General features: G+C 43.2%; 15 protein-coding genes and 1 pseudogene. All 16 read right to left on the bottom strand.

Annotated elements, in window-relative coordinates; all coding sequences use genetic code 11:
- Positions 1 to 91: 91 nt before the first annotated feature.
- The gene (leuS, locus tag DXD06_RS01490; protein ID WP_055067784.1) at positions 92 to 2,509 is read right to left on the bottom strand and encodes a leucine--tRNA ligase; all 2,418 of its coding nucleotides are present in this window, start codon (positions 2,507 to 2,509) and stop codon (positions 92 to 94) included.
- Between the two features lie 264 nt (positions 2,510 to 2,773).
- Entirely contained in the window at positions 2,774 to 3,799 is a 1,026-nt protein-coding gene (gene ilvC, locus DXD06_RS01495; RefSeq protein ID WP_117830383.1) for a ketol-acid reductoisomerase, read from the bottom strand.
- A gap of 63 nt (positions 3,800 to 3,862) precedes the next feature.
- Positions 3,863 to 4,363: an acetolactate synthase small subunit gene (ilvN, locus tag DXD06_RS01500; protein ID WP_022045884.1), complete on the bottom strand. Its 501-nt coding sequence runs from the start codon at positions 4,361 to 4,363 to the stop codon at positions 3,863 to 3,865.
- A 129-nt stretch (positions 4,364 to 4,492) separates the two neighbouring features.
- The gene (locus DXD06_RS01505) at positions 4,493 to 4,894 is read right to left on the bottom strand and encodes a zinc-ribbon domain-containing protein (protein ID WP_117830384.1); all 402 of its coding nucleotides are present in this window, start codon (positions 4,892 to 4,894) and stop codon (positions 4,493 to 4,495) included.
- 14 nt (positions 4,895 to 4,908) lie between these two features.
- Positions 4,909 to 6,087 carry a dockerin type I repeat-containing protein gene (locus DXD06_RS01510; RefSeq protein WP_117830385.1) on the bottom strand — a complete coding sequence of 393 codons (1,179 nt, stop codon included), beginning with the start codon at positions 6,085 to 6,087 and terminating at the stop codon, positions 4,909 to 4,911.
- A gap of 103 nt (positions 6,088 to 6,190) precedes the next feature.
- Complete coding sequence (locus DXD06_RS01515; RefSeq protein WP_117830474.1) at positions 6,191 to 6,670, bottom strand: NUDIX hydrolase; 480 nt, start codon at positions 6,668 to 6,670, stop codon at positions 6,191 to 6,193.
- Positions 6,671 to 6,865: 195 nt separating this feature from the next.
- The gene (locus DXD06_RS01520) at positions 6,866 to 7,495 is read right to left on the bottom strand and encodes an alpha/beta hydrolase (RefSeq protein ID WP_117830386.1); all 630 of its coding nucleotides are present in this window, start codon (positions 7,493 to 7,495) and stop codon (positions 6,866 to 6,868) included.
- Between the two features lie 42 nt (positions 7,496 to 7,537).
- Complete coding sequence (rpoD, locus tag DXD06_RS01525; protein WP_055067944.1) at positions 7,538 to 8,686, bottom strand: RNA polymerase sigma factor RpoD; 1,149 nt, start codon at positions 8,684 to 8,686, stop codon at positions 7,538 to 7,540.
- An 87-nt stretch (positions 8,687 to 8,773) separates the two neighbouring features.
- The gene (locus tag DXD06_RS16975) at positions 8,774 to 9,022 is read right to left on the bottom strand and encodes a hypothetical protein (protein WP_117830387.1); all 249 of its coding nucleotides are present in this window, start codon (positions 9,020 to 9,022) and stop codon (positions 8,774 to 8,776) included.
- 75 nt (positions 9,023 to 9,097) lie between these two features.
- Positions 9,098 to 9,223, bottom strand: a pseudogene (locus DXD06_RS17915) (ATP-binding protein); the annotation flags it as partial.
- 37 nt (positions 9,224 to 9,260) lie between these two features.
- Positions 9,261 to 9,494, bottom strand: a complete 234-nt coding sequence (locus tag DXD06_RS01540; protein WP_055067776.1) for a DUF3791 domain-containing protein — start codon at positions 9,492 to 9,494, stop codon at positions 9,261 to 9,263.
- Entirely contained in the window at positions 9,491 to 9,961 is a 471-nt protein-coding gene (locus tag DXD06_RS01545) for a DUF3990 domain-containing protein (RefSeq protein WP_117830388.1), read from the bottom strand. The genes DXD06_RS01540 and DXD06_RS01545 overlap by 4 nt, the downstream gene beginning before the upstream one ends.
- Positions 9,958 to 10,197 carry a DUF3791 domain-containing protein gene (locus tag DXD06_RS01550; protein WP_117830389.1) on the bottom strand — a complete coding sequence of 80 codons (240 nt, stop codon included), beginning with the start codon at positions 10,195 to 10,197 and terminating at the stop codon, positions 9,958 to 9,960. The genes DXD06_RS01545 and DXD06_RS01550 overlap by 4 nt, the downstream gene beginning before the upstream one ends.
- Before the next feature lie 1,177 nt (positions 10,198 to 11,374).
- Complete coding sequence (locus tag DXD06_RS01555; RefSeq protein WP_055067772.1) at positions 11,375 to 12,388, bottom strand: GGGtGRT protein; 1,014 nt, start codon at positions 12,386 to 12,388, stop codon at positions 11,375 to 11,377.
- 20 nt (positions 12,389 to 12,408) lie between these two features.
- On the bottom strand, positions 12,409 to 13,101 hold the full coding sequence (locus DXD06_RS01560) for an iron-sulfur cluster assembly scaffold protein (protein ID WP_022045542.1): 693 nt from the start codon (positions 13,099 to 13,101) through the stop codon (positions 12,409 to 12,411).
- A gap of 122 nt (positions 13,102 to 13,223) precedes the next feature.
- Complete coding sequence (locus DXD06_RS01565) at positions 13,224 to 13,904, bottom strand: UDP-N-acetylglucosamine pyrophosphorylase (protein WP_055261365.1); 681 nt, start codon at positions 13,902 to 13,904, stop codon at positions 13,224 to 13,226.
- Between the last annotated feature and the right edge of the window lie 16 nt (positions 13,905 to 13,920).

The following is a 13,920-nucleotide window of genomic DNA, read 5'->3' on the forward strand; positions in this document are numbered from 1 at the left end:
TTTATTATGCAAAACACCCTGCGCCTTTTGCGCAGGGTGCCTTTCCCTTAGAAATCTTCTGTCTGCTGTTTTCTGGCAGACAGGAAACATTTTATTTCATTACAATGTTCACAAGTCTTCCCGGTACATAAATCTCTTTGACAATATTTCCGGTCAGTTTATCTGCAATGACTTCTTTTGCCTTTGCAATTACCTGATCCTTCGGATCATCTTTCTGGATACCAAGCGTTCCCTTTACCTTACCATTGATCTGAACGGCAATCTCCACGGAAGATTCCACCGTCTTTGCCTCATCGAACTCCGGCCATGTCTGCTGATATACTCTTCCCTCGCATCCGATAATCTGCCACATTTCTTCTGTAATATGCGGAGCAACCGGATTCAGCAGAATGATCAGTGTCTTTAACTCTCCCCTGGTGATAGAGCCTTTTTTATAAAAATCATTCAAAAGTGTCATCATGGCAGCAATCGCCGTATTGTACTTGAGGTTTTCAAAGTCATTGGAAACCTTCTTAATTGTCTGATGCATCTTGGTCTCAAGATCCTTGGAGTATCCCTCCTCATCAGTCATAAGATCCTGCAATTTCCAGACACGGTCTAAGAATCTGCGGCATCCCTTTACTCCATCTTCCGACCAGGATGCAGCCAGATCAAACGCCCCGATGAACATTTCATACGTACGCAGGGTATCTGCACCATACTCCTGCACAATATCGTCTGGATTGACTACATTTCCTCTGGACTTTGACATCTTCTCTCCGTTTTCACCGAGAATCATGCCATGGGAAGTACGCTTCTGGTATGGTTCCGGAGTCGGAACAACACCCTGGTCATACAGGAATTTATGCCAGAATCTGGAATACAGCAGATGCAGGGTTGTGTGCTCCATACCGCCATTGTACCAGTCGACCGGCAGCCAGTATTTAAGTGCTTCCGGACTTGCCAGTGCCTTGTCATTGTGCGGATCGGTATAACGCAGGAAATACCAGGAAGACCCGGCCCACTGCGGCATTGTATCGGTCTCACGCTTTGCAGGACCACCACAGCATGGACAGGTTGTATTTACCCAGTCGGTCATTGCTGCAAGCGGAGATTCTCCGTTGTCTGTCGGCATATAACTTTCTACTTCCGGAAGAAGCAGTGGCAGCTCGCTCTCATCGATCGGCACATACCCACATTTATCGCAGTGAACAATCGGAATCGGCTCCCCCCAGTAACGCTGACGGGAGAATACCCAGTCTCTTAATTTATAATTTGTCTTTGCCTGACCAATTCCTTTTTCTTCCAGGAATTTAATCATCTTTTCCTTTGCATCTTTTACTTCCAGACCGTTTAAGAAGTCGGAGTTGATCAGCACACCCGTCGCTACATCGGTAAAAGCAGCCTCATTGACATCCACTTCTTCTCCGTTCTTTGCAACTACCTGAATGATCGGAAGATGAAATTTCTTTGCAAACTCCCAGTCTCTCTCATCATGTGCCGGAACTGCCATGATCGCACCGGTACCATAGCTCATCAGTACATAATCAGATACCCAGATCGGAACTTCTTTTCCGTTGACCGGATTGATTGCAGTCAGACCGTCAATTGCCACACCAGTCTTGTCTTTTGCAAGCTCCGCCCGCTCAAAATCAGACTTTCTGGAAGCCTGCTCGCGGTATGCAACGATTTCCTCCCAGTTTTTAATCTGATCCTTGTACTTATCCAGATATGGATGCTCTGGTGAAACAACCATATAGGTAACACCAAACAATGTATCACAACGTGTGGTGTAAATACGCAGCTTATCTTCTGTATCTTTGATCTGAAAATCAACCTCGGCACCTGTAGAACGTCCGATCCAGTTTTTCTGTGAAACCTTGACACGTTCAATGTAGTCTACATCATTCAGTCCTTCGATCAGCTTATCCGCATAATCGGTAATCTTTAACATCCATTCGCTCTTTACCTTGCGGACAACCGGAGCGCCACACCGCTCACATACACCGTTTACAACTTCCTCGTTTGCAAGACCTACCTTACAGGAAGTACACCAGTTGATCGGCATCTCTTTTTTGTATGCAAGACCGGCCTTGAACAATTTCAGGAAAATCCACTGAGTCCATTTATAGTACTTTGGATCTGTTGTATTAATCTCACGATCCCAGTCAAAAGAATATCCCAGAGAATGTAACTGATCCTTAAAATGCTTTACATTATTTTCGGTCACAATTTTTGGATGGATTTTATTTTTAATTGCATAGTTTTCTGTCGGAAGTCCAAATGCATCCCATCCCATCGGATATAATACATTATATCCCTGCATTCTTCTCTTACGGGCAACAATATCCAATGCGGTATATGGTCTTGGATGCCCAACATGAAGTCCCTGCCCGGATGGATATGGGAATTCAACCAGCGCATAATATTTCGGTTTGGAATAATCATTGGTTGCAGCAAAAGCCTTTTCATCATCCCAGACTTTCTGCCACTTTTTCTCTACCACTTTGTGGTTGTATACTTCTGCCATGTCTTCGCCTCTTCATTTTTCATATTTTTTCACAATACATTTATTTTACACATACCGGGGTAGTTTGTCAATTGTCATGAGGAGGGACATTGCCATGAGGAGGGACCCGCGCTCTTTGCGAGAGGAGTCCTTATGGCTCCACGCGGAAGAAGTTCTTATAGCTTCTCAGCGGGAGGATTCCTTATGACCACTTCTTTCCACCCCGGCACAAAAACAAAAACCCCGATGATATCACTCACCGGGGTTTTTAAAATCAGTTTCTGATTAGTTGTTGATGAGCTTGTCGCTCTCGTTGTTCCAGCTGTACAGCTTACGGATCTCAGCACCAACCTTCTCTGATGGATGCTCAGTAGCAAGCTTTCTCATAGCCTTGAAGTGAACCTGTCGTCCTGCCGGAGACATATCCAGTAAGAACTCTTTTGCAAATGTACCATCCTGAATATCAGTAAGGATCTGCTTCATAGCCTTCTTTGTCTCAGCGGTAACAATCTTTGGTCCGGTGATGTAATCACCATACTCAGCGGTATTAGAGATAGAATATCTCATTCCTGCGAAACCTGACTGGTAAATTAAGTCTACAATCAGTTTCATCTCATGGATACACTCGAAGTATGCATTTCTCGGATCATAACCAGCCTCGCAAAGTGTTTCGAAACCAGCCTGCATAAGTGCACAAACGCCACCACAAAGTACAGCCTGCTCACCGAAGAGGTCAGTCTCTGTCTCTGTACGGAATGTTGTCTCAAGAAGTCCGGCTCTTGCTCCGCCGATTCCAAGACCATATGCAAGTGCAAGATCCCATGCCTTTCCGGTAGCATCCTGCTCAACAGCGATCAGACAAGGAGTTCCCTTACCAGCCTGATACTCAGAACGTACTGTATGTCCTGGTGCCTTAGGTGCGATCATTGTAACATCGACATCCTTTGGTGGCTTGATGCATCCGAAATGGATATTGAAACCATGTGCGAACATTAACATGTTACCTGGCTCAAGGTTTGGCTCGATATCTTTCTTGTACATATCAGCCTGTAATTCATCGTTAATCAGAATCATGATAATATCAGCTTTTTTAGCAGCTTCTGCTGCAACGTATACCTTAAATCCCTGCTCTTCGGCTTTCTTCCAGGACTTGCTTCCCTCATAAAGACCGATAATGACGTTGCATCCGGACTCCTTTAAGTTTAATGCATGTGCATGTCCCTGGCTGCCATAGCCGATGATTGCGATTGTCTTTCCATCCAGTAATGAAAGGTTACAATCTTCCTGATAAAAAATTCTTGCTTCTGACATATCATTGTCCTCCTAAATATGTATACTCTTATATAAAAAAATATTTTTAATAAGTAGCCGTAACTAATCCAAAAAACGGACATCCGACGATCCACGGGTAAGTCCCGTAATTCCGGTACGTGCAAGTTCCAGAATTTCATATCCATCCAGCAGATCTAAAAAGGCATCCAGTTTATCCTGATGTCCTACCAGCTGAATTACCATGGAATCGTTTGTGACATCTACGATCTTTCCATGAAAAATCTCTGTCACATTCATAATCGGCTGACGCTCATTATCCTTTGCGCGGATCTTTACAAGAATCAGCTCCCGGGTAACAGAAAGTCCCGGTTCCAGTTTTTTGATATCCAACACATCTTCCAATTTCAGTAACTGTTTCTCGATCTGATCCAGAATAAGTTCATCACCACTGGCAACAATTGTAATTCTGGTATATTTCGGATCTGCAGTCACACCGGATGAAAAACTGTCAATATTATATCCGCGGCGACTGAACAATCCGGATATCCGGCTCGTCACACCTGGGTTATTTTCCACTAAAAGCGATAACGCCTGTCTTCTCATATCTCGAAAACCTTCTACTTTCTTTGTGTTGTTTAGATCATAATACTATAATCTGTGTTTGTCAAGCACTATTTTTATTATAACTTTCGGTTATATTATGAATAACTCCCATCTATCAGAATGGGACTTTTAAAAGTGAAACATATGGGAATACAGGAAGCTCCCGATTCCTACCCCCAATAAAATAATCACAATAATTTTCATAAGAAGCGCGATCACACTGCAGATCACACCCGCAAGAGCCATCCCTCTGCTGCTTCCGTACTTTGGCTTCTGTAATGCGATAATTCCAAGAATCAGGCCTGCCGCAGCGACAAAGAATGTCAGCCATTTTCCTCCGGCACAGCATGCCAGCAGAATGGCAACAATCCCAAGGATCATGGAGGCAATTCCAAGCCCGTTTGCACCTTCGTCCATATTCTGCGGTGTTCCACCATAAGTATACGGATTATCCGGGTTTACAGGTGTTCCACAATATCCGCACATAACCGAATCATCGGGAATCTCTCTTCCACATTTTCTGCAATACATAATTTCTCCTTTGTTTAATACAAGGTCTTAATGGCACCATTATAATACTGAAGGATTTTTAAAGCATCCGTCAGATCCACTTTTCCGTCACGGTTTACATCTGCCGCAGTCTTTTCCGCGTTTGTAAATGTTTTCGTGTTGTTATAATACTGAATGACATATAACACATCCACCAGATTAATTTTCCCGTCACCACTCACATCTCCAAGCGTATGTACCTGATCCGTGATCGTCACACTTGAGGTCGCCGAATTATAGGAAAAGATATCTCCCTGCTGGTCTTCTACAGATTCTATGGCAACCGTAACATCTGTACTGATTCCATTATTGGAGTATGCTGTCATCCCATTCGCAAGCTGAAAATCAATGTACATCAGATTTCCTGAAGTATTGACATCTGCTGTTGCGGTATATTCCGTTGTCAGATATCCTCCGTAGGAAGACATATTATAATCACTCTGTGTAAGTGTCGACTGCACTTCCGGTGCCAGTGTTATGGACTGAAAAGCAAGAATATTTTTATTATAAGTAATCCTAAGCTTAATTTTATTAAATCCGTCATTTCGGGAAAAATACACCGGTACGGAAATCCGTCCGTTTCCCTTTACGATTCCAAGGGAAAGTGTCACGGTCTTTGCCTGGGAATTCGTCAGTGTCAGCTTCTGCGTTTTCAATTCCACATCCGTTCCATTTGTCCGAAGATAGGACGGGCTAAAGGTAATATCCGTCTTAATCACCGGTTTTGCCGATGTAAATTTCAGTGTGGCAATGGATGATCCTGTCACTTTCACAGGGTCTGCAATCTGCCCGGTTGTATTTCCTGCCGCATCCTTTTTATAATAATCCACGGACAGAAAATGTGTATACCCATTATAGGAAGCCTTCCACTCTCCGTTATTGTCTGTCTTTCCGGATGTGGTGCCCCCGCCAACAACTACCGTAACCGAAGTAAATACTGAATTGTCATAAGTCAGGTATCCTCCGAATCCGGAAGTCTCCGCATTGACAGAAAATGTCACATCAAATGACTGTCCCGCATTTAAATTGATGGAGTCACTGGCAGTCTTCATTTCCAGCGAACCGGCAGCAGCCGTTGTTGTTGCTGCAAATACGTCAGGCGGCTTCACGCCGGCTCCCACAATGACCATACATGCCAGCATGATTCCGGCTATTAATCTCTTTGCTTTTTTCATAAGAATTCCCCCACTTGTATGTGTTTTGATCCTCTATAACTCATTCTATGTCTTATCCTACCATTCTCTGTAGCAAAAGGCAAGACGTAACAAAGCCGGAAATTTATATGGTTTCCCTGTGATTTTCATCCATCATTCTCCTTAACCGTTCGATTGCCGGATAATTATTGGGATTGATCTGCTCTTTCGGTGGGAGTTCTTCCATACGGAAAAAACAAAGTTTTTCTACTTCCTCCTGCTGGCAAATGATCTGCCCGGAAAATTCCCGGCATAAAAAGAGCTCTTCTGCGGCATAAATTTCATCCCCGTTTGGATAGACATAATGTACTTCTTCTCCGGAGACATTCATAAAGTGTTCGAGTTTTCCGCAGATCAGTCCTGTTTCCTCCCGTACTTCCCGTCTGGCACAGTCTTTGAAGCTCTCCCCGAGTTCCATAGAACCCCCGGGATATCCCCATAACCCGTTGTCTGCACGTTTCTGCAGAAGCAGCTCCCTTTTTTCATTCAAAAGCAGCACTCCTGCACAAGTCATAATCAACGGCCGATGACCTACCTGTTTTCTCAATTCCAATATATATCCCATATGTTTTGTTCTCTCTTTCTTTTTTCTGTCTCCATCATAGCACGGGAAAGGAAAAAAGAAAACCGCGCATCTTTTCAGATGCACGGCACTTGCTGAATAAAACGTAACGCTAATATACAAATACAACGTTACCATGTCCGGATTTTCGGTTTCAGACTATTGTAATGTATCATATTTTTAATACTTACCGGATTTTTATAAAGTTTCATCAAAAAACCGAAGCATATGCTCGCTCCATGCTTTGGCTGAAGTACCATATCCTAACCCGATGCCGTGATCCCCCGTCGGAAAAGTCTCACACAGATGCTTCACCCCTGCTTTCGTAAGTGCCACGTCTAACCGGGTCGTATTGCTGGCCGGAACACAGCCGTCATCGAGATTCGCATAAGCGTATGTTGGCGGATAGCCGGTCAGATCGTGAAGTTCTACCGACAGTTTTTTCTGAAGATCCGGGTTTCCACCTGTATTACAGCGGCAGCTTCCCTCATGATATTCCGAGGTAAAACTGATCACCGGGTACAACAGTCCTACCCCGTCCGGCCGCGCAGAAATCCTTCCATATAGTTTTTCCAGCTCCGGATGCGCACAAAAAATTTCTGTTTTCAGTTCTTCATGCAGCATTGCCGTGCTTGCGCACAAATGCCCACCGGCAGAAGCTCCCACCACAAGAATACGGTTTTCATCAATGCCATACTGCCGTGCATGTGCACGTACATGCATAATGGCCAATGCCAAATCCATCTGGCACTGCGGATAGGTATTGGGCTGGATGCGGTAGCTTAAAATAAAACATATAGTTTCACTCCCTGCCAAAAACCATATCATAAATCACATCCGTAATTTCAGAATTGTCCGGCAAAATACCTGTTATAAAAAGTCACGCAGCATACGTTTTCTGCTCGGTGCACCAAGTTTACGCAGTGCCTTTGCCTCAATCTGACGGATACGCTCTCTTGTCACATGAAACATCTGTCCCACTTCTTCCAGCGTGTGTGGCTGATTTCCGTCAAGACCGAACCGCAGTGTGATCACTTCCTGCTCACGATCCGTCAGGTCTTTCATGGCAAGTGAAATCTGCTTATTACGCATCTCCGCAATCGCATTCTCCTCCGGGGATAACGCATTGGAATCCTGCACAAAATCGCCCAGATGGGAATCGTCCTCATCCCCTACCGGAGCCTCCATGGAAACCGGGTCCTGACTAAAACTCATGATCTCCGTTACACGATCTTCATCTTCGCCAAGCATCTCCGCAATTTCCTTATTGGAAGGTTCTCTTCCCAGCTCCTGTGTCAGGGTACGGCGTGCGCGGACAACCTTATTGATTGTCTCCACCATATGTACCGGAACACGGATCGTCTTTGCCTGATCTGCAATTGCACGGGTAATTGCCTGACGGATCCACCATGTCGCATATGTGGAAAACTTAAATCCTTTTTCGTACTCAAACTTATCGACTGCTTTCATCAGGCCGATATTCCCCTCCTGAATCAGATCCAGAAGCGGCAATCCCCTGCCGACATACTTCTTGGCAATACTTACTACCAGTCTGAGATTGGCTTCAATCAGTTCCTTCTTGGCTTCCGGATCCCCCTCACTGATCCGCTTGGCAATCTTTTGCTCTTCTTCCATGGTAAGCAGACGCACCTGTCCGATCGTCTTTAAATACTGACGTACCGGATCCGTGATATCCGCCCCCTCCATAACCGAGAGATCTTCCTCGATATTTTCCTCGGAATCTTCCTCAATATCATCATCAATATCCAAAAGAATCTTACTTTCTTCCAGTTCTTCGTCATCCACCTCATCCGGTTCTTTCTCCTTTGCAGACAAAGAAACCGTCTGCTCCATGTCATTTTTTGAGCGAAGGACTTCGATCTTGTTATCTTCTAAAACTTTTAAAATGTTGTCAAACTGCTCAGAGGAAATCTCTACCCCTGAAAATGTATCCAGGATTTTGCTGTATGCGATCTTATCCTGATTCTTTTTGCCCTGTTCGATCAGGCCTGCTACCATTTGAATAATAGAACGTTTATCTTCTGTCACGAAAAATACTCCTTATCAATAAATTCCCCTATTTTATTTTATATCTTCTTTTAGGTTCTAAAACATTTTACCACAATTCAAAAATAATTCCACACCTTTTTTCGTATTTATGTTCATTATTTGATACTGCCGTTTATTCTCCCCTGTGCTCTGCTCCTGCATTGCCTTGTTATTCCCGGCTCTTTCTTCCTGCTGGTGGCAGCCGATCCCCCTCATGTATCTCTGATACCCTGTCAATGCCCTGTCTCTCATAACTCCGGTGGGCGGTGTCGTTTGGAATGTCCGGATTGTATACAGGCTTTCCATACTTCCGTATTACTATTGTTATTTATTGTGACAAATATTTTGTCTGAATACTTATCGCCAACCCTGTTTGATTCAATTTCCGATTTTGGAATAGCCTTCTTTCATACGCTCCATAGTTTGCCCCATTGGCAGCTTTCCTGAAGAAGTGATTTCCAATCGGTTGTCATATACCACAACCTGTATCGTACCATGATCCAGATAACGATATTTAATGGTATTGAATCAAAAATATTATGTCTCACTTTATTCTCTTCTTTACAGGCACTTTCTCGGCATATTCCTGTTCCAGTTCCTCCGCCAGATACGCATCGCTCATGCAGTGCATATCGGAAACACCATCACGGATCAGCTGATAAACCAGTGAATGATAAAAGAAATCCAAAGCCGCATCCAGTGAAAGTCCCTGCTGTTTAGCAAAGCATTCAATAACACGGCTATATTTTTTCTGAAGCAAAATCGGATTCGCTGTCATAGTGTTTCACTCCCTTCAAAACGCAGCAGAGACAGTGCTTTCTCTGTGCGGAAACATATTTGCAGGTTCGGCTTTTCATAACGCAGGCGGTTGATAGCTTCCGTTTTATCAATCAGTCCGTCAAAGAACAGCTCCACCGTATTGAACACCTTATCATTGGCAACACCGCCTACAACAAGGTCATAATCCGTCAAATCTTTTCCACTGCGGCAGTTCAGAATAAAATCCAGCCATTCTTCGGAATAAGAATCGAATTTCAGCGTTTTTAGTTCAGCTTCCCGGCTTTCATCGTATTCATACCTGGAGATAATACCATTTTTCCCACGGTATTTGAACTTGCCGCACCACTTCGCTGCCTGTTCATACAACGGTGTGACATAAAAGCCACGCCCGAAGTCTACGTTAGGGCGGGAATGAACCAAATCCGGCTTAGCAATCTCTAAGAAAGAACCATGATAGAGAATCATACTTCCACGCCCCTTTCTTTCATCACATCAAGAAGATCATTAACGATATATTCCCGGCTCTGGGTATGCAGCACTTCATATTCCGGCACGATATAACCGTTCAGAATGTTGCTTTTTTCAGTAAATGCCTGATACACACGCTCTGCATCCACACCCAGCTTTGCCGCTACATTTTCAATGCAAAACACGGCAAACTCCAACTCTCTGGAATTTTTGATTTTTTCATCCGCCATCACGTGTCAACCTTTCCTATATTTTTAATAATTCATAGACTTTTTTAAAAATTCAACCTTTGTTCTATTTCCTTATCTGCACAATAAAATCAAAATAATCTTTTCCAATTTTAGTTTCGACATCTGGATAACCTGATGTATCAACTATCCAATGATTTTATGGGCTTTCCTTATATTGTATTTAATTTAAAATTATTTATTGTTATTTACAGTTTTTTGCTTTTATTTTGCTAACGCGGTCAAATTGCGGTCAAACTTCTAATTCATTTAATTTCTTCATGTACTCTGCCTTCTCTTTATACCCTCTGATTTCATTTGCACCAAGTTGTAATGCTCTGCGAATATACTCTTCATCATTTTCATCAGACGCATGTTTACACCTTCTAGTATGATTCTGCTGCAGTTTTGAAGAACATGGATACAATTCTTTTACTATTACGATCAACTACAGTATACCATCAAAACAAGACGATTTCTATTATATCTACATTTTCCACCAAATGATTCACAATAAAATTGTACTTATCAATAGAAACCAATCGCGGAATACTGCCAACTTCTCGAGACAGTTTTGTCCTGTTTAAAATATCTACATAAGATACGATAAAATACAGACCATGGAACAATTGTGTTGCAGGGTGGCTGACCTCTATTTTATTTTACATAGAATGGGGGGTGGTGCTGATGAACAAGAGATTTGATTTTAAAGACCTCATGACCTTTGGTCTGTTCATTCTTGCATTACTGACATTCGTATTTACGTTTATCAGATAATGTTTTAGAGCATAAAAAAACACCCCAAAAACTTTGACTGAGTACTAGGGTGGATTTTCTAACTAGATTTACGAGGTCAACCACTTGTGGGCAGTTGTTCCTCTTTTATTTACATTAACTATAACACGACACGTTCCAAAAAACAAGTAGCATTATTTATATCATATGATAGCCCTAAAATCACAGAAGGCAAGCTCATAATCAAACAAAATTATCCTAACCGTTACAATAAAACGCTTAAGGGTGTCTGTATTCCGGACACCCTCTTTTTATATCTAAATCCGGCGGGAAATTTGCGTCCTACCGTTTGTGTTCTACGTGCGTCCTACTTGTGTCCTACGTGGCAAAATTTAAGGCTACCGTGGAACATTGTAAACCACGATAGCCCTTGATTTTACTGTGTTTCTTAGAACTTACCAGCCTTTGCAGCTTCCTCAACAGATACTGCAACAGCAACAGTAGCACCAACCATTGGGTTATTACCCATTCCGATCAGACCCATCATCTCAACGTGAGCCGGTACGGAAGAAGATCCAGCGAACTGTGCATCAGAGTGCATACGTCCCATAGTATCTGTCATACCATAAGAAGCAGGACCTGCTGCCATGTTATCTGGGTGAAGTGTACGTCCTGTACCACCGCCGGATGCTACGGAGAAGTACTTCTTACCCTGCTCGATACATTCCTTCTTGTATGTACCTGCAACCGGATGCTGGAAACGTGTTGGGTTTGTAGAGTTACCAGTGATGGAAACACCTACGTTCTCATGATGCATGATTGCAACACCTTCCTGAACATCATCAGCACCGTAACATTTTACAGTTGCACGAAGTCCGTCAGAGTATGCTTTTTCGTACTCAATGTTAAGCTTTGCAGCCTTGTAATCATACTTTGTCTCTACGAATGTAAATCCGTTGATACGGGAAATGATCTGTGCTGCGTCTTTTCCAAGACCGTTTAAGATAACACGAAGAGGTTTCTGACGAACCTTGTTTGCCTTCTCAGCGATACCGATTGCACCCTCAGCAGCTGCAAATGACTCGTGTCCAGCTAAGAAACAGAAGCACTCTGTCTCCTCCTCAAGGAGCATCTTACCAAGGTTACCATGTCCTAAACCTACTTTACGATGATCTGCAACAGATCCAGGAATACAGAATGCCTGAAGTCCTTCACCGATTGCTGCGGCAGCATCAGCAGCTCTCTTGCATCCCTTCTTGATTGCGATTGCAGCACCTACAGTGTAAGCCCAGCAAGCGTTCTCGAAACAAATTGGCTGAATCTTCTTAACCTGATCGTAAACGTTCAGTCCAGCGTCCTTTGTAATCTTTTCAGCTTCTTCGATAGAGCTGATACCATAGCTGTTTAAAACAGCGTTAATCTGGTCAATTCTTCTTTCATATCCTTCAAATAATGATGCCATTATATCGTTCTCCTTTCCAATTATTCCTGACGTGGATCGATAATCTTAACTGCATCGTCCACACGGCCATACTGACCCTTAGCTTTCTCCCAAGCTGTGTTAGGATCATCACCCTTCTTAATGAAGTCAGTCATCTTTCCAAGAGAAACGAACTGGTAACCGATTACCTCGTTATTCTCGTCAAGAGCGATACCTGTAACATATCCTTCAGCCATCTCAAGGTAACGAACACCCTTCTCCTTTGTTGCATACATAGTACCAACCTGAGAACGAAGTCCCTTTCCTAAATCTTCCAGACCAGCACCTACAGCAAGTCCGTCATCAGAGAATGCAGACTGTGTACGTCCATATACGATCTGTAAGAAAAGCTCTCTCATAGCTGTGTTGATAGCATCACAAACTAAGTCTGTATTTAAAGCTTCCAGAATTGTCTTACCCTGTAAAACTTCTGCAGCCATAGCAGCTGAATGAGTCATACCAGAGCAACCGATTGTCTCAACTAATGCTTCCTCAATGATACCGTTCTTTACGTTAAGAGAAAGCTTGCAGGCACCCTGCTGTGGTGCACACCAGCCGACACCGTGTGTAAATCCTGAAATGTCCTCAATTTTCTTGGAATGAACCCACTTTCCCTCTTCCGGGATAGGAGCTGGCTCATGCTTTGCGCCCTTTGCTACAGGACACATGTTTTCAACTTCCTTTGTGTAAATCATCTTAAGACTCCTTTCGCATGTTAATTGTAGATAAACTCGTTATCATTCGACATACCGCTAATATTTTTGCATATTTTTTTCCTAAAGTCTAGTGCAAATTCGCACTTTTTTAGATACAACTACTATTTTTCTTTTTTTGCCACAATATGGTCTGCATCCTTGTAGATATGGTTTGCCGGAATCACTCCGCGGACAGAAGAAAGCGGATAGACATTACAATTCGGGCAGATAACCGTACCCGGATTTAAAACGGAGTTGCATCCTACCTCTACGTGATCTCCGAGCATAGCTCCAAATTTCTTAAGTCCTGTTTCAATTTCTTCACCGGAATCTCTGCTGTCCTTTACAACCACAAGTGTTTTATCCGATTTTACATTGGAGGTAATTGAACCGGCTCCCATATGGGACTTGTAACCGAGAATGGAATCCCCGACGTAATTGTAATGTGGTACCTGTACCGTGTTAAAAATGATATCATTTTTGATCTCCGTGGAATTTCCGACAACCGATCCTTTTCCAATGATCGCACTCCCGCGAATAAATGCACAGTGACGGATCTCGGCATCTTCATCAATAATCAGCGGTCCGTTCAGACATGCCGTAGGCGCAACGGTTGCACTCTTTGCCACCCAGATATTTTCTCCACGTTTCTCATAAATTTCCGGATCGAGTGTCGGACCGAGCTTTTTGATAAAATCGCTGATTCCTTTTAATGCTTCCCACGGATATGTAAACTGTGAAAGATACTCTCCCGCGATAGACTGTGATAAATCATACATGTTTTTGATTTTTGCGTTTTCCATTTTTTAATCTCCTTAC

The organism is Roseburia sp. TF10-5 (assembly GCF_003462365.1).
GTDB lineage: Bacteria > Bacillota > Clostridia > Lachnospirales > Lachnospiraceae > Roseburia > Roseburia faecis.

Excerpts from the sequence above, each read along its gene's own strand:
- DXD06_RS01520 (WP_117830386.1), bottom strand. The coding sequence starts at position 7,495 with ATGATATGGTTTTTGGCAGGGAGTGAAACTATATGTTTTATTTTAAGC.
- DXD06_RS01560 (WP_022045542.1), bottom strand. The coding sequence starts at position 13,101 with ATGATTTACACAAAGGAAGTTGAAAACATGTGTCCTGTAGCAAAGGGC.
- ilvC (WP_117830383.1), bottom strand. The coding sequence starts at position 3,799 with ATGTCAGAAGCAAGAATTTTTTATCAGGAAGATTGTAACCTTTCATTA.
- DXD06_RS01545 (WP_117830388.1), bottom strand. The coding sequence starts at position 9,961 with ATGATTCTCTATCATGGTTCTTTCTTAGAGATTGCTAAGCCGGATTTG.
- DXD06_RS16975 (WP_117830387.1), bottom strand. The coding sequence starts at position 9,022 with ATGGAAAGCCTGTATACAATCCGGACATTCCAAACGACACCGCCCACC.
- DXD06_RS01540 (WP_055067776.1), bottom strand. The coding sequence starts at position 9,494 with ATGACAGCGAATCCGATTTTGCTTCAGAAAAAATATAGCCGTGTTATT.
- ilvN (WP_022045884.1), bottom strand. The coding sequence starts at position 4,363 with ATGAGAAGACAGGCGTTATCGCTTTTAGTGGAAAATAACCCAGGTGTG.
- DXD06_RS01515 (WP_117830474.1), bottom strand. The coding sequence starts at position 6,670 with ATGGGATATATATTGGAATTGAGAAAACAGGTAGGTCATCGGCCGTTG.
- leuS (WP_055067784.1), bottom strand. The coding sequence starts at position 2,509 with ATGGCAGAAGTATACAACCACAAAGTGGTAGAGAAAAAGTGGCAGAAA.
- DXD06_RS01510 (WP_117830385.1), bottom strand. The coding sequence starts at position 6,087 with ATGAAAAAAGCAAAGAGATTAATAGCCGGAATCATGCTGGCATGTATG.
- DXD06_RS01505 (WP_117830384.1), bottom strand. The coding sequence starts at position 4,894 with ATGTATTGCAGAAAATGTGGAAGAGAGATTCCCGATGATTCGGTTATG.
- DXD06_RS01555 (WP_055067772.1), bottom strand. The coding sequence starts at position 12,388 with ATGGCATCATTATTTGAAGGATATGAAAGAAGAATTGACCAGATTAAC.
- rpoD (WP_055067944.1), bottom strand. The coding sequence starts at position 8,686 with ATGGTAGCAGGCCTGATCGAACAGGGCAAAAAGAATCAGGATAAGATC.
- DXD06_RS01565 (WP_055261365.1), bottom strand. The coding sequence starts at position 13,904 with ATGGAAAACGCAAAAATCAAAAACATGTATGATTTATCACAGTCTATC.